This is a genomic window from Pelistega europaea, from assembly GCF_013133775.1.
Lineage (GTDB): Bacteria > Pseudomonadota > Gammaproteobacteria > Burkholderiales > Burkholderiaceae_B > Taylorella > Taylorella europaea.
In genome coordinates this window covers 1-19,504 of record NZ_JABGBO010000001.1, presented here as the reverse complement: position 1 = coordinate 19,504, position 19,504 = coordinate 1, and the positions used below count along the sequence as shown (strand labels likewise).

Here is a 19,504-nt window from a genome sequence, read left to right as displayed (position 1 = left end):
ATTATCCTTTTAAGGTTTGTTTTAAAACATGCAACTCATGGTTTAACTTACTATCTGTTGCACGAAGCTCAATAATTTTTTCAACAGCATGATGTACTGTTGAATGGTCACGACCACCAAAAGCCTCTCCTAATTCTGGCAGGCTCTTACGCGTCAATTCTTTGGCTAGATACATAGCAATATGTCGTAAGCGAACATTTTCTGCTTTACGACTCTTAGAGTATATATCCGAAACCTTCATTTTATAAAAATCTGCGACAGTTTTCTGAATATTTTCAACAGTAATCAAACCATTGACTACCCGAAGTAAATCTTTCAGGGCCTCTTTACACACATCAACAGTGATTTCTTTGAAACTTTTGAACTCAGCAAACGCCATTACTTTTTGTAGACCGCCTTCCAACTCACGAATATTACTACGAATATGCTTAGCAATGAAAAAGGCAGCCTCATCAGTCAAAACAATATTTGGCTTACTTTCAGCCTTTTTCATGAGAATAGCTACCCGCATCTCTAACTCTGGGGGCTCAATCTGAATCGGCAAACCAGAACTAAAACGAGAGATAAGACGCTCATCAATATCTGCTAATTCTTGCGGATAGGTATCAGAGCTAATAACCACTTGCTTGCCCTTGCGCACCATAGTGTCGTACAAATGGAAAAATTCTTGTTGTGTGCGTTCCTTATTTTTAAAAAACTGAATATCATCAATGAGCAACAAGTCAAGATTAGCATATTCTTTCATTTCTTGCATGCGATAGTCTAGGTACTCCCCCTTACGCATTTTTTGAGCAATTTCTGTATAGTAATCATTAGCGTGAATATACCGTGCACTCTTAATACGCCCTGTTCTAAATAGCTCATTCCCAATGGCGTGCATAAGATGCGTTTTACCAAGACCTGTGCTTGCATAGAGGAACAGAGGGTTATAACCCACTTTACCCAAATTACGAATAACATTTTTAGCTGTAGCATAGGCTAACTCGTTAGAATGCCCCACAACTAGATTAGCAAAGGTATGTGCTGGGTTAAGATTAGTTGCCGCATAGGCTTCACGCTTAGTCTCTGGGACTATTAACACACCTTGACTAATAAAAATCTCATTGTCTTCTATGCCAGGTACCTTGGCCGCCTTTGCGGTATGCGAAGGCGGCACAATATCAGTAGGCGTTTGAGTAGTAATCGTATCATCTTCTTCTATAGTAACCTCAATATTACCTACCATAGACGTCTCAACTTTAGGCACAGCAGCAGTCGTAGGCGTAATTGATGGTGCTTCTGGTGTAGTTGGCAAAGCGGTGGTAACTGCTGGAGAAGCACTAGGGGTAGCTACTACTGGAGTCGCGCCTGCCTTATTGATAAGTACAACGACCTTAACATCGTGATTAAAATTCTCTTTAATCAACTTTTGAATCTCTGGCGCGTAATACCGCATAGCCCAATTCTGTTTTAAGACACTGGGAGCGGAAATATGGAATTCTGTCTCGTCCTCATTAAATCCAATGGGAGACAGTGGCATAATCCACTGTTTCACTTGAGCTGGAGGCAGTCCTTTTGAGAGATGATTAATACATTGTTGCCAAAATTCAGTCATTTTTTGTTCTATAACTTTTGAGTGGACAGCCATTCTAACACAAAAAGTTATCCACATCTATCTAAAGTTATTAGAAGTTATCAACAAGCTATTTTCTTGTTTTGACACAAAAAAAAGACACTTTTCGAATAATTTTTAGCATAAAATCAAATACCTATTGACTAAATACAATTTTTTTGTTGAAATGTAGGGCTTGCTAAACAATTTGTCTGGCCGGGTGACTATTTTCTTAAAAATAGTTTAATGATATTTACCTAGCCAAAAAGCCAAGATTATTCGGTGTTCTGACTAGAGAATGTGTCCTATACAGCGTCATTTTTTAGTATGGCACCATAAGATTAACAAAATTAGCTCTTTATTGGGATTATCATGAAACGTACTTTCCAACCTTCAGTTACTCGTCGTAAACGTACACATGGTTTTCGTGTGCGTATGAAAACTCGTGGCGGTCGTGCCGTTCTTAACGCACGTCGTGCAAAAGGTCGCAAACGCCTAGCTGTTTAAGCCTTTAATACCTATAGGATAATTCCTCTAGGTTTTCAGCATGTCTAGCGCCAACTATCCCAAAGAGGCGCGCCTACATCGCCCCTCTGAATTCGCAGCAGTATTTTCCAACAAGCGCGTAACTCGAGGGGCTTTGTTCACTTTACATCAAAGTACCCATCCTCTTGAAACGGCTCGTTTAGGGCTTGTGATTGCTAAGAAAAACGCGCCACGTGCCGTTACTCGTAGCACGATTAAACGTGTTGTTCGAGAGATTTTTCGTCAGAGACGACATCAACTTCCTCCTAAAGATTTTGTTGTCCGTCTACATCGTGTGGTCGTCCCTTGCTCATTGCGAGAACTTCGACAAAAAGTACGCCAAGATGTAGAGCCTCTATTTGATCGTTGGCAAAAATAGGTGGATTATGCTGAAAAAATTATTTATCGCTCCCATAAAGTTTTATCGGTACTTCATTAGCCCTTGGACGGGAAACTCCTGTCGCTTTACTCCTAGCTGCTCTATTTACACAATGCAGGCAATTGAGGCACATGGCCCTTTTAAAGGAGTGTATTTAGGGGCTCGCCGTATCTGCCGATGTAATCCTTGGTGTCAGGGTGGTCATGATCCTATACCTCCTGTGATTAAAAAAACTAAATAACATCACGTTACGACGTTTTCTAGGTTAAACTTATGGCTTTCTCAACCATTTTATAAGAATCACTTACATGGATATTAGACGTGGCATCCTTTGGATGATTTTTCTGTTTTCTGTATTTATGGTGTGGAGCAACTGGCAATCCTATAATGCCCCTAAGCATGTAGAGACTGCGACTACCACACAATCTAATGGAGCAACACCAACTGCAACGACAGCTCCTGCTGTGAGCAATGCAGCCACCCAGCCCTCTGAAAAGGTTCAAATCAGCACAGACGTATTTAATCTCACCTTTGACACACTTGGTGCCCAAATCGTACGTGCTGAATTGCTAGACCACCATGATGCCGAAGACAAAACGCAACCTACTGTCTTATTAAGCACTGGTGACAATACTTATACTGTTCAAAGTGGCTTGGTAGGGGCTGCAGGCACTGCTTATCCTAAACAAGATACGCCTTTTACTTTAGTGTCATCAGAAAAAACACTAACTGGTGATTCTCTAGATGTGGTGTTCCGAGCTGAATCAGGGGGGCTTGAGGTCACTCGCACTTACACATTACACAAAGGTAGTTATCGCATTGATGTAAAGGACAGTATCAAAAACATTAGTGATACGACTCAAAACCCTTCTCAATACTTGCAAATTACTCGTGATAACCACAAACCTGCAGGTGGCTTATACATGGCACCCACTTATACAGGGTGGGCAGTTTATTCTGATAGCGAACGCTTCCAAAAAGTTACCTTTGAAGAAATCGATAAAAACACAGCCGAGTATGTAAAACAAGCTCCCGATGGTTGGATTAGCTTTATTCAACACTTCTTTGTAACAGCTTGGATTCCAGAACAAGGTAAAGAACACAATATCCAAATCCGTAAGGCGGGTAAAGATCTTTATGCGATTAGTTCTGTGGAGCCTTTAGGAGCTGTCGCAGCAGGTCAAACAGTCGATACTAAAGCAACGCTTTGGGTTGGCCCTCAAGATCAAAAAGCCCTTGCAGCAATTGATCCTACTCTTGATTTAGTTGTGGACTACGGTTGGCTTACTTTAATTGCTAAACCTATGTTTAAATTGATGAGCTGGTTACATAGCTGGATTGGTAACTGGGGTTGGACAATTGTTGTCCTAACTATCATCATCAAGATTATCCTCTATCCATTATCGGCCGCAAGCTATCGCTCTATGGCCAAGATGAAAGAGGCGGCTCCACGTATGCAAGCTCTACGTGAACAATATGGTGATGACCGTCAAAAACTAAATGCTGCAATGATGGAAATGTATCGTACCGAGAAAATTAATCCTCTTGGGGGTTGCTTGCCAATCATGTTGCAGATTCCAGTGTTCTTAACACTATACCGCGTATTATTAGCCAGTGTGGAAATGCGTGGTGCCCCATGGCTGGGTTGGATTCACGACCTTTCTGTTGCTGACCCATACTTCATTCTACCAATCATTATGATTGCTACGATGTTTATTCAGATGAAGCTCAACCCAACACCACCTGATCCTATGCAAGCACGCATTATGATGATTATGCCTCTTGTATTTGGGGTGATGATGTTGTGGTTCCCAGCAGGTCTTGTCCTTTACTGGATTGTCAATAACGTACTTTCTATCGCTCAACAGCAATGGATTACACGTCATTTACGACAAGCGGCTAATGAGCAAATTTTGACGCATAAGTAGTCAATGTGTTGTAAGCATCTCTTTTGCTTTTAGACGATTTAAAAAGCCCAGTTTGAATAAACTGGGCTTTTTTACTGTCCAACCTGCACTGGCACAAAAAACTGCACCAGTACAATATTTTTCCTTATTTCAAGATTAGGACTTACAATGGTTTAAAGATCAAGGCAATCACTCCATAAAACTCGGATCTTCTTTTACCAAAATTGCTTTCATTTGCTCAAAATGCGCAATGCAAAAATCATCAATTTTCTCCCAGTCTTGTGCCGTTTTTTCTGCAACTTCATCACTCAGAACATGTAAAGTTTGTCCTGTCGAATAAGCATTAATCAAAATCTGACAAGCACGCTCCAGCGTATACATATCATCAAATGCCACCCCAATATGATTAGATGCCACCAACACACCGTGGTTGCCCATCATTAAACGTTTATTGTCTTTTAGCAAAGCTGCCAACCGTTGCCCTTCAGCAACAGAGTCCGCCATACCACCATAATGGAAATCATAAGAGACTCGATTAAAATAACGGGCACTATTTTGTTCAATAGGCAGGATAGTAGGATTCTTTAAACAAGAAATACTGGTCGCATAAATAGGATGTAAGTGCATGACCACTCGAATATCTGGTCTTAATCGATGAATTTGTCCATGAATAGACCACGCTGTAGGATCTACTTTTTGTAAATCCTCTTCGCTCAAATTATCTGCATCTAATAAAATCAAATCACTGGCTTTGATTTGAGAAAAATGTACCCATTTGGGATTTAGCAAAAATTTTTTGCCATCGGCAGATACAGCAGCACTAAAGTGGTTGGCAACTGCTTCATGCATACCCAACTTAGCAAAAATTCTAAAAGCAGCTGCTAAATCTATCCGCAATTCCTGTTCTGTCTTCATCACATATTCTCCTAAAATATCATTTCTGAAAGTTTAGGCTATTTTGAAGCATTATCTACATCGTTTTTTTTAGAGAACTGGCTAGGAAATTCAAAATTACTTTCCCTGGCAAGCTCCTGTATATTAATCGTTACACCCCCTTGGCTCATTATTTCACCTATCGAACCAATACGAGGGACATTACTAATGATTTTTCTGGAGATTCATTATGCACAATAGTAAAGTCACTAAAAAACACTTGCTAGCATCTCTATTAATGACATGCAGTATTGTGGCAACAGGTGTAGTAGAGGCAAAAACCTACAATATCGGAACAGATGCAACCTTTCCTCCTTTTGAGTATATGGAGAATAACAAACCTGCTGGTTTCGATATTGATATATTGAGTAAAATTCTTGAGCAATCTGGTGATGAGGCTAACTTTATTGATACAAGATTTTCAAACCTTATTTCTGGCTTAAGAGCAAATAAATTCGATATTCTTATCTCTGGGCTTTATATCACGCCAGAACGTTTGAAAATTGTAGATATGGTACCTTATTATAAAACGACAGAATCTGTTCTTGTTGCCAAAGACAGTGCCTATCAACCCAAAGGAAAAATGGATTTATGTGGCAAAACAGTCGCTTCTATCAAGGGATCCAAATTTCCAGAGCAACTTGCCAAAATATCTACAGAAACTTGTGTTCCTGCAGGAAAACCTGCCATCTCTGTGCGCGAATTCACCACCTCAGCCGAGGGTATTCAAGCTGTCTTGGCAAAAGCAGTCGATGCTCATTATGACGACACGAGTGTTGCACAAAGCTTAGCAGAAAAACTCCACGGGCGTGTCGTTATTAGCTCTACAGATTCTTTTTTCCCTATTCTTGGAGGCATAGCGGTTCGCAAAGGTGATACAGCTATGCTAGAGAAGCTTACCAAAGGATTAGAAGCCATTAAATCCTCTGGGGTATATGAGCAACTTGTCCAAAAATATCGTCTACAAGCTCCTACGGCTGAAGATATTACTAACTATATGCCTAAATAATTATTATTTTTTATACTTAAAAACGATAGGTTCTGCCCATAGCAGAACCTATTAACATTTTCAAGAAAGCAGAAAATATATATTTCTTTCGCCTATTCCCTCTTTCTTTAATACTATCACTTATTCACTGATTAGATCTAAAATTTTTATTATTTTTTCCTTTCAGAAAATCATCGGCAGTAGAGGTATCGAAATCGATACCTCTTTTATAAACCGACCATGCATATATCGCCTGCATGTATTGATTATCCTTGTGATGAGGGACGATATTCCAAATATTTTCTTTGAATATCGATATGTTCAGCAATGTGCTTCGCATCATGCCAAACACCCCAAATAAAGCTAGAACCTCGTCCTGTCAAATAAGGAAGACCTACAAAATAAACCCCTCTTTCAGGAGAAATCCCTTGCTTATGGATGGGCAATCCTCGCTCATCAAAAGCATCTACCTGCAACCAGCTATAATCATAACTAAACCCGGAAGCCCAAATCACCGCGGCAATATTATCCTTTTGAATATCCAATTCCAACAATGGCTGTTCGACACATGCGGGATTCGGTAACATCGTTCTTAATTCTGGCTCTTCAGGTAAATCCAAACCATTTCTTACAACATAAGCATCCGCATCATCTAAAAATGTCAGTAAAGCCTTGTCTCCCGCTTCTAAATTGGCCTTTAAATCGTCTTGGAAATAAATTTTATGACCATCAAAAGATTTGGTCATGCCCATTAATGTAATACCTTGTTCAGCAAGACGACGAAAATCAATATTAATACCACCATGAGCACCACTCACAGCTAAGCCTTTAAGTGGCCCTTTATCTGTCTTCATATAGTCCCAGCCTCCTAATACACCCAACCACCACACATTATCTCGTTGGCGGTAACGGCGAGGAGGGCGCTCATGTGGTCCAACAGATAGATATACTTTTTTTCCTGCACGATTTAATTCATCAGCAATTTGTACCCCCGAAGAACCTGAACCAATCACAATCACAGCACCCTCAGGCAATTGTTGGGGATTTTTATACTGATCAGAGTGGATTTGATAAAACGAAGGATTTTTTGGGGCTATGGCAGGAATTACTGCTTTCTGGAAAGCTCCTGTTGCAGACACTACCCTCTCCGAAAAAATCGTACCTGCAGAAGTTTCTACTACAAATCCTGTTTTACCTTCACGCTTGGTGACTTTCAACACTTCAACCCCTGTATGGATAGGGGCATTAAATTTAGCAGCATATTTTTCAAAATAATCTGCCACTTCATTATGATGCACAAAACTGTCCTGATTAGCCTCAAACTCCATATTAGGAAAGCGATCATGCCAACAAGGTCCATTTGCAACCAAAGAATCCCAACGACGTGTACGCCAAGCCTCTGCAATTCTATTTTTCTCTAACACAACATGTGAGATACCCAGTGTTGTTAAGTGTTCACTCATTGCCACTCCTGCCTGACCAGCACCTACCACGACAGTATCTACATAAAAATTGTTGTCGAATGTCTTCATACGATTCCTTCTATTCAATGTATTTTCAGCGAAAGTGGCTGAATGAAAAAATCAGCCATACCAACACTATAAGGAGTCTGTAAGAATAACGAAAATAATATATACAAAATGCTTGCGTCAAAAAAAACGAACCATCTTTAAAAAAATGGTTCGCTATAAAAACACGCTATGCTAGGGGAATAACATAACGTGTTTAAAGCAGTACATTAAAACATGTACTATACGATGATAGGAAAATCCTCATCAGGTAGTGGGTCTCCTGTCTGGAGTTTATCTACCAAATGGGGGTAGGGTGGGGATGTCCTACCACCACGGTTAACATAGACAGCATCGTCTCCTAACCAACGAAAAGAGACTACCCGTCGTGCTACTTGCTGAGAAGCATTACCAGGAGCACCATGTACTGTGAGATAATCAAAAGCTACTGCATCACCAGGCTCAAGCTCCCATCCTAGAATAGTATATTTATCACGTTCAGCTTCAATATCAGGCAAACGCTCTGTTTGCATTCTTTGCTGGAAGTACTCACCATTAAAACTCTGTGGAGTATACTCTTTACCCCATAAATGCGATCCAGCCACAAATTCAATAGTAGAATCTCTGGCAACAGGATCTAGAGGTATCCACATACTTAAGGTTTGTTTTGCCGCCACAGGGTAATAAGGTCCATCATGATGCCAAGGGGTAATTTTGGTAGCGCCTGCATTTTTTACCAATACATGTTCATGAAAAATACGAGCATGCTGTGACCCCATTACTGCTTTTGCAATATTTGCAGCAGGACTGTTTTCTACAAAATCTTTAAATTCAGGAATAGAAGCCCAATTACAATAATCACCCCAAAACTGACCATCTTTTACATCTGGAGTGTAGTTTCTAAACCATTTCCCTGGATTTTTTTCGTTATAAGCAACACCTTCTCTTAGTAACGTAATCCAATCTTTAAAGAAGCCTCTTAAAACAACCACACCATCTCTGGCAAAATCCTGCCTTGCATGCTCTAACATTCTTTAATTCTCCATACCAGCTTGTTGTACAAAGAAAGAGGCTCCTTTTGGTTTAGGAGGCAATTTAAGAGTGTTAGCAGACATTCTGACTAATCCACTCTCCTTACCATATACAAGAGTTCCCTCATGCTTGCTTGGTAAAGGATTATAAGCAAGTGGCATAGCATCTTCAGCAGCATAAACAGTAATGAAAAGATTGCGAGGCAACTCTGAATTGTTGGCAGCAGAAGAATGCAATACTCGCGTATGCATGAAGCAAACAGTCCCTGCTTTCCCTATGCAAGACTCATATGTCTGACATTGTGCTTTCTCAACAGAATCTTCAATCATGCCAGTGAATTGACCGTTTTGCCAGTGAGAATATAGTTCCCCTCGATGACTTCCAGGTACCACTTGCAAAGGACCATTATCTGCAGTGACATCCCCTAGCATCAATAAGCAAGTCACTAAATCATCATTTGTATGAGGAGTAAAAGGAAAATCTTGGTGCCATTTCACAGTTGTTGCTGTATGAGGTAATTTGGCATTAATCTTACTATGATGAAAACGAGTGCCGCTTCCTCCAATTAATTGACCTGCCATTTCTGCCATTTTTGATTGCAAAGCAGCTTTTGCATAATCCTCTGAAATTTCTGTTGGAGAGCTAATACGTCGAAGAGATGGGTGATCTGCACGATGATCTACTGGATCAACATCAAATCTTGGACGACCATCTATAGTTTCTCCATAAGCTTGAGTATGTTGGCGACTTTCATCTACCCAGGCTTCTAATTGTTTAAGCAAAATAGCTACTTCATCAGCAGAAAAAACATTTTCTACCACTAAAAAACCGTTTTTATGATAACTATCAATTTGTTGTTGGCTTAACATAATATGCACTCCTAATGATGGGGGTATAGGTCTAAAAAATAATTACTTAGTAAGGTTTGCAATATCGTCTTCAGTAGGCTCTTTTAAGCCATAACTAGATAATAATTTTTGGAATTCTCCAGATGCTTTTAATTTTTTTATACCGTCATTTAATAAGGTATAAGTGGCAGTATCGCCCTTACGAATTCCAATACCACCTACAATGGGGAAAAACTCTTCAGTAGAGGTGATTTTGACTTTATCACCCAATCGTTTCACAGCTGACATCATGACAGCTGCATCATCATATTGCACCTCTACAGCATGTGCGAGCAACGCCTGTGTTACTTGAGGAGAGGTTTCAAACTCTCTTACTGTCAACCCAGGTTTTCCTTTATCAACACACACTTCTTTTGAAATTTTTTGTACTTGATTAGCAAAAGCTGTTCCCTTCATGGTTCCTACCGTTAAACCACAAAGATCTCCCGGTCCTTTAGGAGCGATTGTTGCATCACCCCTCACTAACAAAGAAATATCCGTTTTATAATAAGGAATCATGTCAATCTGTTCTAGGCGCTCTTTAGTGATATACATAGAAGAAAATAGCACATCAAATTTTTTACCTTTCAATCCAGGAATTAAATTTGCCCATCTTGTATCCATCCAGTTCACTTCTGAACCATCCAAGGCAGCAATCTTATTCATAATTTCAATATCGACACCGCTAGGCTTTCCATCTTCTAGATACTCATATGGAGGGAAAGTCATATCAGACCCCACATTAATAACCTTTTTCTCTGCTGCTGGTTGAGTCTGAGCTGTCTCTGCAACTTTTTCTTTAGAAGACTGTTCATCATTACAAGCTGTTAATAAAAAAGGCAGCAACAGCATAGGAAATAGCGTTTTGGCATAAGTCAACATAAGTGCACCTCTTAGAGTGAGTGAATAATGGAAAATTCCTTATGATTGACTATAGACCTTATGAAAAAAGAATCCAATTTGGATTTTTTTAATCAATAATTAATATTTTAGTAAGAATGGCAATATCACTGTTTTTCTGCTCTTTCTTATCTAATTGGCATATTGTTAAAGTCAAATAAAAACCCTTCTTTGATTCAAATCATAAGAAGGGTTCTGAAGAAAATTTTATCTAAAAAATAAAATTATGAATAAACAACAGGTTTAATTTTGATTATTATGAATAAATTGCTGTAAACGTTCATGTGCCATATTTTGTAGAACATCGGGTTTATCATCTACAACCACATGACCATTTTCCATAAATACAACTCGATCAGAAACTTGAAATGCAAATCGCATTTCATGTGTCACAATAATCATTGTTAGTCCTTCCTTTGCCAACTCTTCAATCACTTTTAAGACTTCATTGACAAGCTCAGGATCCAAAGCTGAAGTCGGTTCATCAAACAGCACCACATCAGGATCCATAGCCAGGGCTCGTGCAATAGCAACCCTTTGTTGTTGCCCTCCAGATAATTGATGTGGATATTTATTAGCATGCATTTTTAGCCCGACTTTCTCCAACATCGCCATTGCTTTAAGTTTGCAATCTAATAAGGAACCTCGTTGATGATAAAGAGGAGCCAACATCACATTTTCCAGTATTGTTTTATGGGGAAATAAATTAAATCCTTGGAAAACCATACCTACATGGATAATTTGATTTTTATACTCTGGGGAACGCTCTGTGATGTCTTGATCTTTCAAGAAAGGTTGCCCAAGCAAATTAACCGTTCCTTTATTCAAGGACTCTAAGCCATTTAACGTACGGATAAAAGTTGTTTTACCTGATCCTGACGGCCCAATAATGGAAATAACCTCACCCCATTTTACTTTTAAATTAATGCCTTTAAGCACTTCGTGATTTCCATAAGACTTATGAATGTCTATAGCTTCCAAAGCATATTCCCCTTGTTTCGCAGGGCTAATTAATTTACGCATGCCTATAGCCGCTTTGGGTAGATGAAGCAAAGGATCAGTTTTGCTCAATAACCCTGGATTTTTTTTGGTAATATCAATGCGCTGTTCAAAATAATGGATTAGCCAGCCAAATACTGTCACAATAAGCACATAATAAAAAGCCACAGCTAACATGGTTTCTAAAACCAAGAAATTTTGTGTGTATAACCTCTGTCCTACCAAAAGAATTTCTGTTAATGAAATCACAGAAACTAAAGAAGTGAGTTTTACAATAGAGACATATTCATTACCCAAAGAAGGCAAGGCAATACGAAAAGCTTGTGGAATAACAATTAGCCGCTGAATACCCGCATATTTCATCCCCAATGCTTTACCTGCTTCAATTTGCCCCTTAGGTACAGAATTTAAGCCCCCTCGATGGATTTCCGCAATATATGCTGCTTCACTTAATGTCATGGCAATCAATCCTGCAATAAAAGGAGATGCTAGAACTACACTTGTTGATGGAAGAATCTGTGGTAAGTTATACACAAATACCAATAATACTAATAGCGGCAAACTTCTAAAAAACCAGATATATAACTCACTACAGTAGGCTAGTACTTTAAATTTCGATTGCTTTGCTAAAGCCAATAAAAAACCTAATAGGATACCAATTAGCCAAACCAGTATACTGAGCTCTATGACTGTTAATGTAGCAGACCAAAAATTTTTGTCCCACAACAGTCCTAGCGCATAGCCCCAATCCATTTCCATAAAAAAACTCCTTTTTAATATGTCAATAGTTTTGTTATAACGGAAATCGTCTGAATAATGAAGTTTGAAGATTTGATGCAATGATGCAGTTTTTCAAAACCACTTTTATGAAAGAATAATTTTCTGATTTCAAAAGGCTTTTCTTACACCATAAAAAATAGCTTAGATAAATTTTTAATCTATCTAAGCTATGATTCGATATTTGCTATTCAAAACAACACTTTTCACCACTCAGCATGGCTATCATGTTAAGCAGCAATACTTGCTATCAATTTTTCTAAAAACACATCACAACGTGCTAACTGCTCAATATCCACATATTCGTTGGGCTTATGAGCTACAGCAATATCTCCTGGCCCACATACAACAACGGGACTGTTTAGGGCTGCTTGAAATAGCCCTCCCTCTGTACCAAAAGAAATATTGCCTAGGGAGGTATCTTTTGGTAAAACATCCTGTAGCCACTTTACAGCTTGAATAGTTCTTGATGTTGCTAATCCTGGGTACTGATTGATTTCCTCAATGTCAACATAATTCTCCCATACCTTTGCAATATGAGAAGTAATATTCTTTTGTATATCTTGGTAATTATCTTGTGCTAAATAGCGAATTTCATAATCAACAGTACAAGCATTGGGCACAATATTTAAGGCACTACCTCCTGCAATCTTTCCTACATGTACCGTAGAATAGGGCACATCATACCCTTGATCTTGATGTCCTTGAGTTTGTAAAGAAGCCTGAACTTGTTGAATAGCTTGTACAAGACTGCTAGCAACATGAATAGCATTAGTATAGTGAGGCGCTAAGGCGGAATGCCCCTCCTGCCCACAGCATCTAGCCTTAAAGACAGCTTTTCCTTTGTGAGCTAGAGCGATTTGCATCATTGTAGGTTCACCAATAACACAAAATAATGGGGGAGTTAAAGTTTGTGTTAAATGATCTAAAATACCTCTTACACCGATGCAACCAATTTCTTCATCGTAAGAAATACATAAATGTAATGGTCTTGTAAGCCTTTTAACTTTTGCTTTTAGCATAGCAACAATAGCACAGCTCAAAAATCCTTTCATATCCGCAGTACCTCTGCCATATATTCTCTGATCTTTTAGAACTGCTTGAAAAGGTGGAGTATCCCATTGTTGCCCCTCTACGGGTACTACATCAGAATGACCTGAGAGTAAGATGCCAGCTTCTTGTAAAGGACCAATACTTGCCAATAAATTCGCTTTATTTTTAGCCTCATTAAAATTTAGGGTGACAGTAATACCATTTTGCTCTAATAAGTTTTTGACATGCTGAATCAAATCCAAATTGCTCTTATAGGAGGTTGTGTCATACTGTATGAGTTGTTTAAGTAACTCTACGCTATCATTCATCAATTTCATCATCAAATTTTTGTTTAATATGAGGGTCATAAAATCTGCTGTCAGCCATTCCCGGAATATACTGGTTAGAAATAAAAGCTCTACAACGGCTGATAAAGGCCTGTGTCACTGTATTCAGTGTGGCATTTTTTGCAGTAGCAAGTCCCAGCTGCATGGGTCTATGCTCTCCTGAGAGACGCAATCTAACCAGTCTTTTTCCATCTAATGAATAATTATTTCTTGGTCGCACATTCAATATGGTATATCCCAAATTATTGGCTACCATTGACCGAACAACATCCACATATCGTGAAGAATACTTTATCTGTGGACTTAACTTATGTTTACGGAAAAGAGAAATAAAATAATCATTGCTATAAGGCATATCAAGCAAGACCATGGGAATTTCTGCTAGCTCTTCTAAGCTAACGGCTACATTATTGGCTAATGGATGGGCTTCACTCACTAATACATGTGGAGGTAAGGATGCCAATGGCTCAAAATGTATTAAATCCTCATCAATATTTAAATCATAGGTCAATGCCACATCTAATTCATTATTGATGAGTTTAGTTAGTAATACTAGCTGATCATCCTCACATAAGGTTAAAGTCACTTTTTTATATAGATTACTAAAACCATGAATAATTTCAGCATATACCATGGCAGAAAAAGCAGTAAAACAACCTAACCTTAAAGGACCTTGAATAGATCCTGAAAAATCCGCTGCTAAAGAATAAAGTTTGTTGGCTTGATCCAAAACTAACTTACATTCTTGTACGACCTTTTCCCCAATCGGGGTCAAAATAAGTCCTTTTGCGTGTTGACGTATAAAGAGTTGTACCTGTAGCTCGGATTCAATATGCGCAATGGCCGCAGAAATAGACGGCGAAGAAACATGTATTTTTTCAGAAGCAATAATAATACTTCCACTTTCTGCTGTCGCAACAAAATATTGCATTTGGCGCAATGAAATACGGCTTAACACGGGACATCCTTAAATTATCAACTATTCATCACCAGGGACGCCATAACTCGGTGAATTAGCTGGATTCAAGGCTCTAATGACATAATCTTCTACCTGTGGCTCATATAATTTCCATAACTGATATAAATCTGTTATGGGATTATCTGACCAATCGACTCTAAGATTAATCACTGGCCATGGTACTTTATCAACAACCATTAACCCTGCCGAATGAATAGGTCCCGCTTCTCCTCCTGCTTCAGCACCTGCTTTTAATGCCTGCATGAGTTTTTCTGCAAGACTACCTTCTGCTGCTTCAAAAGCCCTCAACATTTGTTGAGGGACTGTCTCATTAGCAAGTAAGTTACCTGCACATACGGCATTATCCCCTATACTTTGGGCATGGACCCCCAAGGTATATTGTCCACTAAAAGCAGAGGGTTTTTTATCTGAGTTAATCAAAGACAGTTGTCTATATTCAATAAACTCTGTATCTTTCACTAATTCATTGATGGCTTCTTCAGGAGTTATGTCATACTTTATCATATCCAACATCACAATAGCCAGATGCGGATCTGTTATATTTTGTGAGGCAGCTACACCAACTCCTGCCTTAGCTTGTAGGCATCTTGCCGCCACCGCAGGAGATGACGAGCAAATAGCACCCCCGAATTGCCCTGTTTTTTTACAGCGTGCAATAATAGAAAAAGTCATAACTTATCCTTTATAGTAAGAACAATTTCCCCATTTCGTTGACTAACTATAAGTCAATCAATCGCTTTTTATGAGAGATAATGCCATCTTGTAAGGTAAGATGGGTATTTTATTAGCCTGGAATCACTGCTGTTGCATCAATTTCCACTAGCCATTCTGGTCTCGCTAAAGCAGAGACAACAATACCTGTTGATACTGGATAAACACCTTTTAACCATTTACCCACTACGCGATACACTTTCTCACGATAACGTGGATCAATGATATAAATAGTAATTTTGCAAATATCCTCTAACTCTCCTCCAGCTTCTTCTAAAAGCATTTTAATATTTGCCATAGCTTGTTCAGCTTGCCCTTCTGCATCTCCTATACATACACTTTCAGAAGTGTCTAAATTTTGGCCTATTTGACCTCTTAAAAAAACCATTTTTCCTTGTGCCACAACAGTTTGGCATAAGTCGTTATCTAGATTTTGTTCTGGATAAGTATCTTTTGTATTAAATGTACGAATACGAGTATGTTTCATAGCAATTCCTTTTTTGATAAAACGGCTTTTATGGGCCAATCTTCAACTAATTAATTGCTAACAGTATGAATCAAATCTGTATTAAGGCAATTTTCATTTTCCTTGTTATTAATTAGGTTTTTTTTTATTAATATTTTTTCAATCTACAAGGTATGATGAAATATCTTATGCAAAAATAGGTTTGATTGTAGCGTGTTATAAGAGAGCAAATAATGCATACTTTAAATATTACATGTGCACAAAAATCTGTGCTATTACCACTCCGTTTTAACTTTGATTTTCCAACAAATTACACGGAATTCGACAACTTAACACAAGAAGAATTTGAACAAAAAGTACATAACCAAGATGTATTAATTATTAGTAGTCTTATTGTTAATGAAAAGGTCCTAAATAACAATCCTCATCTAAAACTTCTTGCACTATCCTCAACAGGATACAACCATGTTGATATTCCTTTATTACAAAGTAGAGGAGTAAAAGTATGTAATATTCATCATTATGCTGGCGATGCCGTTGCCGAACATGCTTTTATGTTGATGATAAATCTTGCCCGTCAATTTAATGTGCTACACAAAAATGTGATTTCTAAAGATTGGTCTCGCAGCCAAAAAGTGTGCTTTTTTACTGCTCCTATGTATGAACTACAAGGAAAAACCTTAACAATTATAGGGAAAGGAGAAATTGGACAATCGCTTGCAAAAAAAGCACAAGCATTTGGTATGAAAGTAATTTTTAGTGCACGTAAGGGTGAAACATGTCAAGAAGGGTTTGTTCCTTTTGAAACATCTATTCGACAAGCCGATTTTCTTTCCCTGCACTGTGATTTAAATCCCTCTACCCAAAAAATTATTAATGCTGAAGTCTTATCTTGGATGAAGCCTACCAGCATTCTAGTAAATGTATCTCGCGGTGGACTTATCGATGAAGAAGCATTGATAGAGGCACTAAAAAAAGAAAAATTATTCGGTTTTGGGGCTGATGTTCTCAGCGAAGAACCCCCATCAGAAAACCACCCATTATTGCAACTCAATCATCCCAATCTAATTATTACCTCTCATATTGCCTGGGCAACAGAAGAAGCTAAAAAACGATTATTTGCAATTCTAGAAAGTAATATTAATAACAACCTAAAAGGCATAGATCAGAACAGAATTTGTTAGAATTTTACCCAGGATGCTTATTCCTAAAATATCTTCTCTATTCTATGTCTTTTGAATTAGAATTAGTTGTTTTTGTTTTAAAATCTAAACAATAAAACCTCTAATAAAAGGGGAGAGCAATTTTTTCATAAACTCTCCCATTTTCACCCAAAAGCAAAATTGCGGTGATTTAATTTATTTTCGATAATACTGAATTTTTTTGGGAATAATCATGCGACTTATTTTAGCCCTTTTATTACCTTGGCTTCAATTTTTTACGATTGGCAAACCTTTCTCTGGCATTATTTGCCTTATTCTACAGATAACATTAATTGGTTGGATTCCGGCTGCTATTTGGTCTGTCTATGCATTAAGCCAATACAAAACAGATCAAAAAATCAAACAAGCTATGTCTCAACAAACAACCCTAAAATAATTTGCTAAACCATAGGGATTAATTGCTAGCACTGCTGAGATTGATTGTTAGTACTATAGGATTGATTGCTAGTACTGTGGGGGTTGATTGCTAGTACTGTGGGGGTTGATTGCTAGAAAATGCTTATTTGTGCATTTAATCTTCACCAAATGCTCCTTGGTTAAACAATTTTATTTTCGCCAAGGAGCATTTTTGTATTATATTTTTCTTTTAAAAATTTTAATCTGCTAATGCTTTTGCCAGCTGTTCTGCTAATGCTTTAATTTCTTCCATATTACCTTGCTGACGTGCATGATCACTCACTTTTTGACCAATATAATGTGGTACTAAGTGATAATGCACATGAAATACGGTTTGACCTGCACATTCATAATTAAATTGTGATACTACTAAACCATCTGCCCCAGTTACTTTCATCAATACAGGAGCAATCTTTTTAGCTGTAGCAATACACGCCTTGGCACCATCTTCAGACAAGTCAAAAAAAGTCGGAGCAGGCTCTTTAGTAAGAACTAACAGATGACCTTTAGACTGGGGCATGATATCCATCATGGCATAAGTTTTTTCATCTTCATAGATTTTAAAAGAGGGAAGTTCACCACGTAAGATTTTCGCAAATACGTTGTTATTATCATATGTCATTATGTTCACCTTCTAAAGTTAATGATTACATCTACTATACCAATTTCATTTATTTCACTCAATCATGCGTGCTAAATATATTTAAAATACCTTCTTTCTTTTTACGAGGATTTATTCAAAAATATCATTTACAATCTGAAAATATTATGAAAGGGAGACAAAAATGAAATTTCCATTATGGCTTTGCTTACTACCTATTTTGCAAACCAATGCTCTAGCTGAAATAGAAAAACCAACCAAAGTCGCTAATTCTCAAAAAGAAGATTTAACTATCTATGCTTCAGGTTATTATGATAATTGGCACTGTGGCCCTTCTTATATCTATATCAAAGGGGGACCAAACAGCTCAGAAGCTAGCGTTCCCAATATGATTAAGAAAATCACTGGATTACTTGATAAACAATACTATAAAACGACTAATGGTAATCATGATGAAGATTTTTTTTAATCATAAAAATGAAAACTGTATGGCTGAAATAACTTTTGAATTTAAAGAAAATTTTCACTGGGAGTTTGAAAATAAGGAAGGAAAAATTTCTCTTGTTGGTTGGGCAGATGCAATAATACCTAATCCGGAAAATAATAATAGAATATGGAAATACAAAACAGCATCCACTACTGAAACAATACCCTATTGGAAACAAAAGGACCCTCCTACAGCCATAAAAGGTTCTGTAGGACATACGAAAAATATCAAAGCTGATACTATTCCTGATACAGTGCCAAAAGGGGTTTATCCTCTAGAAAATTTCTCTGTTGGTGGATGGGCACCGCCTACTAAACAAGAAGTTCAGCAAATTATTACTCAAAATTTCGATATAGTGAAAAATCCAATATGTCGTATTTTACAATCTAAAAATATAAGTCACCATCTTGATATACCCCAAACACCTTCTTTGGCATGTGATGGTCAAGGTTTTTCAATGAATTCTAAATTGACTTATCACCATCAAGTTTCTATTGGCGCTAGTGATGAAACTTATGATGAAGAAGAAAATTATTTAACTTTTCATGGATTTCCTATTATTGAATATGCTTTTCAGCAAAAAGAAAAATATATTCATCCTCATAATATTGTGATGATGAATAATAAACACATCCTTTTTGCATTAGGCTCTAACAATAATCTTAAAACGCATTATTTCCGAATGGCTGAAATCAATGATAAAGGGGGGTGTAGCCATCCCCTAAATTAAGACAACAAGAAAGTAGAACTTTTTTGAACTTTACCGTAAACTTATTTCAAAGGAGTTTTACCATGAGCAAACGCACTAGCGAAAGTCAAATCATCAACATTCTTAA

Annotated in this window: 21 protein-coding genes; 9 read left to right on the top strand and 12 right to left on the bottom strand. The window is 37.8% G+C overall.

Annotated features, from left to right (window positions below; translation table 11 throughout):
* Position 1: 1 nt before the first annotated feature.
* On the bottom strand, positions 2–1,594 hold the full coding sequence (gene dnaA / locus HKX40_RS00105) for a chromosomal replication initiator protein DnaA (protein WP_171587535.1): 1,593 nt from the start codon (positions 1,592–1,594) through the stop codon (positions 2–4).
* 369 nt (positions 1,595–1,963) lie between these two features.
* Here dnaA and rpmH point away from each other — a divergent pair, with 369 nt between their 5' ends.
* From rpmH to yidC, 4 genes are all read left to right on the top strand, one after another.
* Positions 1,964–2,098 (top strand): 50S ribosomal protein L34, encoded by a 135-nt coding sequence (gene rpmH / locus HKX40_RS00100; RefSeq protein ID WP_057654304.1) that lies wholly within the window; start codon positions 1,964–1,966, stop codon positions 2,096–2,098.
* Positions 2,099–2,138: 40 nt separating this feature from the next.
* Complete coding sequence (gene rnpA, locus HKX40_RS00095) at positions 2,139–2,495, top strand: ribonuclease P protein component (RefSeq protein WP_171587534.1); 357 nt, start codon at positions 2,139–2,141, stop codon at positions 2,493–2,495.
* 7 nt (positions 2,496–2,502) lie between these two features.
* Positions 2,503–2,736 (top strand): membrane protein insertion efficiency factor YidD, encoded by a 234-nt coding sequence (yidD, locus tag HKX40_RS00090; RefSeq protein WP_171587533.1) that lies wholly within the window; start codon positions 2,503–2,505, stop codon positions 2,734–2,736.
* A gap of 67 nt (positions 2,737–2,803) precedes the next feature.
* On the top strand, positions 2,804–4,423 hold the full coding sequence (yidC, locus tag HKX40_RS00085; RefSeq protein WP_171587532.1) for a membrane protein insertase YidC: 1,620 nt from the start codon (positions 2,804–2,806) through the stop codon (positions 4,421–4,423).
* Positions 4,424–4,591: 168 nt separating this feature from the next.
* Here the strand turns inward: yidC and HKX40_RS00080 are convergent, their stop codons facing one another.
* Positions 4,592–5,317: a class II aldolase and adducin N-terminal domain-containing protein gene (locus HKX40_RS00080; RefSeq protein ID WP_171587531.1), complete on the bottom strand. Its 726-nt coding sequence runs from the start codon at positions 5,315–5,317 to the stop codon at positions 4,592–4,594.
* A gap of 208 nt (positions 5,318–5,525) precedes the next feature.
* On the opposite strand from HKX40_RS00080, the gene HKX40_RS00075 reads away from it, so the two are divergent.
* Complete coding sequence (locus tag HKX40_RS00075; protein ID WP_171587530.1) at positions 5,526–6,344, top strand: ABC transporter substrate-binding protein; 819 nt, start codon at positions 5,526–5,528, stop codon at positions 6,342–6,344.
* A 245-nt stretch (positions 6,345–6,589) separates the two neighbouring features.
* Here HKX40_RS00075 and HKX40_RS00070 read toward each other — a convergent pair whose 3' ends face one another.
* The 9 genes from HKX40_RS00070 to HKX40_RS00030 form a co-directional block, all read right to left on the bottom strand.
* Positions 6,590–7,855: a flavin-containing monooxygenase gene (locus HKX40_RS00070; protein ID WP_171587529.1), complete on the bottom strand. Its 1,266-nt coding sequence runs from the start codon at positions 7,853–7,855 to the stop codon at positions 6,590–6,592.
* Between the two features lie 218 nt (positions 7,856–8,073).
* A complete protein-coding gene (locus HKX40_RS00065) occupies positions 8,074–8,862 on the bottom strand; it encodes a phytanoyl-CoA dioxygenase family protein (protein ID WP_171587528.1) in 789 nt (262 codons plus the stop codon).
* Between the two features lie 3 nt (positions 8,863–8,865).
* Positions 8,866–9,732, bottom strand: coding sequence for a phytanoyl-CoA dioxygenase family protein (locus HKX40_RS00060; RefSeq protein WP_171587527.1), 867 nt, complete (start codon positions 9,730–9,732; stop codon positions 8,866–8,868).
* A 42-nt stretch (positions 9,733–9,774) separates the two neighbouring features.
* On the bottom strand, positions 9,775–10,632 hold the full coding sequence (locus tag HKX40_RS00055; protein WP_216605111.1) for an ABC transporter substrate-binding protein: 858 nt from the start codon (positions 10,630–10,632) through the stop codon (positions 9,775–9,777).
* A gap of 261 nt (positions 10,633–10,893) precedes the next feature.
* The gene (locus HKX40_RS00050) at positions 10,894–12,408 is read right to left on the bottom strand and encodes an amino acid ABC transporter permease/ATP-binding protein (protein WP_171587526.1); all 1,515 of its coding nucleotides are present in this window, start codon (positions 12,406–12,408) and stop codon (positions 10,894–10,896) included.
* 248 nt (positions 12,409–12,656) lie between these two features.
* Positions 12,657–13,799 carry an acetylornithine deacetylase gene (argE, locus tag HKX40_RS00045; RefSeq protein WP_246233490.1) on the bottom strand — a complete coding sequence of 381 codons (1,143 nt, stop codon included), beginning with the start codon at positions 13,797–13,799 and terminating at the stop codon, positions 12,657–12,659.
* Positions 13,780–14,763, bottom strand: coding sequence for a LysR substrate-binding domain-containing protein (locus HKX40_RS00040; RefSeq protein WP_171587525.1), 984 nt, complete (start codon positions 14,761–14,763; stop codon positions 13,780–13,782). The genes argE and HKX40_RS00040 overlap by 20 nt, the downstream gene beginning before the upstream one ends.
* A 21-nt stretch (positions 14,764–14,784) precedes the next feature.
* On the bottom strand, positions 14,785–15,456 hold the full coding sequence (locus HKX40_RS00035; RefSeq protein ID WP_171587524.1) for a DUF1028 domain-containing protein: 672 nt from the start codon (positions 15,454–15,456) through the stop codon (positions 14,785–14,787).
* Between the two features lie 112 nt (positions 15,457–15,568).
* Positions 15,569–15,982, bottom strand: a complete 414-nt coding sequence (locus HKX40_RS00030) for a RidA family protein (RefSeq protein ID WP_171587523.1) — start codon at positions 15,980–15,982, stop codon at positions 15,569–15,571.
* A 212-nt stretch (positions 15,983–16,194) separates the two neighbouring features.
* On the opposite strand from HKX40_RS00030, the gene HKX40_RS00025 reads away from it, so the two are divergent.
* Both HKX40_RS00025 and HKX40_RS00020 read left to right on the top strand, forming a co-directional pair.
* Positions 16,195–17,145, top strand: a complete 951-nt coding sequence (locus tag HKX40_RS00025; protein WP_171587522.1) for an NAD(P)-dependent oxidoreductase — start codon at positions 16,195–16,197, stop codon at positions 17,143–17,145.
* Between the two features lie 211 nt (positions 17,146–17,356).
* Positions 17,357–17,560, top strand: a complete 204-nt coding sequence (locus HKX40_RS00020; RefSeq protein ID WP_171587521.1) for a YqaE/Pmp3 family membrane protein — start codon at positions 17,357–17,359, stop codon at positions 17,558–17,560.
* Positions 17,561–17,779: 219 nt separating this feature from the next.
* On the opposite strand, the gene HKX40_RS00015 is transcribed toward HKX40_RS00020, so the two are convergent.
* Complete coding sequence (locus tag HKX40_RS00015) at positions 17,780–18,202, bottom strand: HIT family protein (RefSeq protein ID WP_171587520.1); 423 nt, start codon at positions 18,200–18,202, stop codon at positions 17,780–17,782.
* Positions 18,203–18,365: 163 nt separating this feature from the next.
* Here HKX40_RS00015 and HKX40_RS00010 point away from each other — a divergent pair, with 163 nt between their 5' ends.
* Both HKX40_RS00010 and HKX40_RS00005 read left to right on the top strand, forming a co-directional pair.
* Complete coding sequence (locus HKX40_RS00010; RefSeq protein ID WP_171587519.1) at positions 18,366–18,650, top strand: hypothetical protein; 285 nt, start codon at positions 18,366–18,368, stop codon at positions 18,648–18,650.
* On the top strand, positions 18,631–19,398 hold the full coding sequence (locus HKX40_RS00005) for a hypothetical protein (protein ID WP_171587518.1): 768 nt from the start codon (positions 18,631–18,633) through the stop codon (positions 19,396–19,398). The genes HKX40_RS00010 and HKX40_RS00005 overlap by 20 nt, the downstream gene beginning before the upstream one ends.
* Positions 19,399–19,504: the final 106 nt, after the last annotated feature.

Coding starts and splice junctions, on each gene's coding strand:
- HKX40_RS00035 (WP_171587524.1), bottom strand. CDS start 15,456: ATGACTTTTTCTATTATTGCACGCTGTAAAAAAACAGGGCAATTCGGG.
- rpmH (WP_057654304.1), top strand. CDS start 1,964: ATGAAACGTACTTTCCAACCTTCAGTTACTCGTCGTAAACGTACACAT.
- HKX40_RS00025 (WP_171587522.1), top strand. CDS start 16,195: ATGCATACTTTAAATATTACATGTGCACAAAAATCTGTGCTATTACCA.
- HKX40_RS00080 (WP_171587531.1), bottom strand. CDS start 5,317: ATGAAGACAGAACAGGAATTGCGGATAGATTTAGCAGCTGCTTTTAGA.
- yidC (WP_171587532.1), top strand. CDS start 2,804: ATGGATATTAGACGTGGCATCCTTTGGATGATTTTTCTGTTTTCTGTA.
- HKX40_RS00005 (WP_171587518.1), top strand. CDS start 18,631: ATGATGAAGATTTTTTTTAATCATAAAAATGAAAACTGTATGGCTGAA.
- dnaA (WP_171587535.1), bottom strand. CDS start 1,594: ATGACTGAATTTTGGCAACAATGTATTAATCATCTCTCAAAAGGACTG.
- HKX40_RS00020 (WP_171587521.1), top strand. CDS start 17,357: ATGCGACTTATTTTAGCCCTTTTATTACCTTGGCTTCAATTTTTTACG.
- argE (WP_246233490.1), bottom strand. CDS start 13,799: ATGATGAAATTGATGAATGATAGCGTAGAGTTACTTAAACAACTCATA.
- rnpA (WP_171587534.1), top strand. CDS start 2,139: ATGTCTAGCGCCAACTATCCCAAAGAGGCGCGCCTACATCGCCCCTCT.
- HKX40_RS00010 (WP_171587519.1), top strand. CDS start 18,366: ATGAAATTTCCATTATGGCTTTGCTTACTACCTATTTTGCAAACCAAT.
- HKX40_RS00060 (WP_171587527.1), bottom strand. CDS start 9,732: ATGTTAAGCCAACAACAAATTGATAGTTATCATAAAAACGGTTTTTTA.
- HKX40_RS00075 (WP_171587530.1), top strand. CDS start 5,526: ATGCACAATAGTAAAGTCACTAAAAAACACTTGCTAGCATCTCTATTA.
- HKX40_RS00055 (WP_216605111.1), bottom strand. CDS start 10,632: ATGTTGACTTATGCCAAAACGCTATTTCCTATGCTGTTGCTGCCTTTT.
- HKX40_RS00050 (WP_171587526.1), bottom strand. CDS start 12,408: ATGGAAATGGATTGGGGCTATGCGCTAGGACTGTTGTGGGACAAAAAT.
- HKX40_RS00070 (WP_171587529.1), bottom strand. CDS start 7,855: ATGAAGACATTCGACAACAATTTTTATGTAGATACTGTCGTGGTAGGT.
- HKX40_RS00015 (WP_171587520.1), bottom strand. CDS start 18,202: ATGACATATGATAATAACAACGTATTTGCGAAAATCTTACGTGGTGAA.
- HKX40_RS00065 (WP_171587528.1), bottom strand. CDS start 8,862: ATGTTAGAGCATGCAAGGCAGGATTTTGCCAGAGATGGTGTGGTTGTT.
- yidD (WP_171587533.1), top strand. CDS start 2,503: ATGCTGAAAAAATTATTTATCGCTCCCATAAAGTTTTATCGGTACTTC.
- HKX40_RS00030 (WP_171587523.1), bottom strand. CDS start 15,982: ATGAAACATACTCGTATTCGTACATTTAATACAAAAGATACTTATCCA.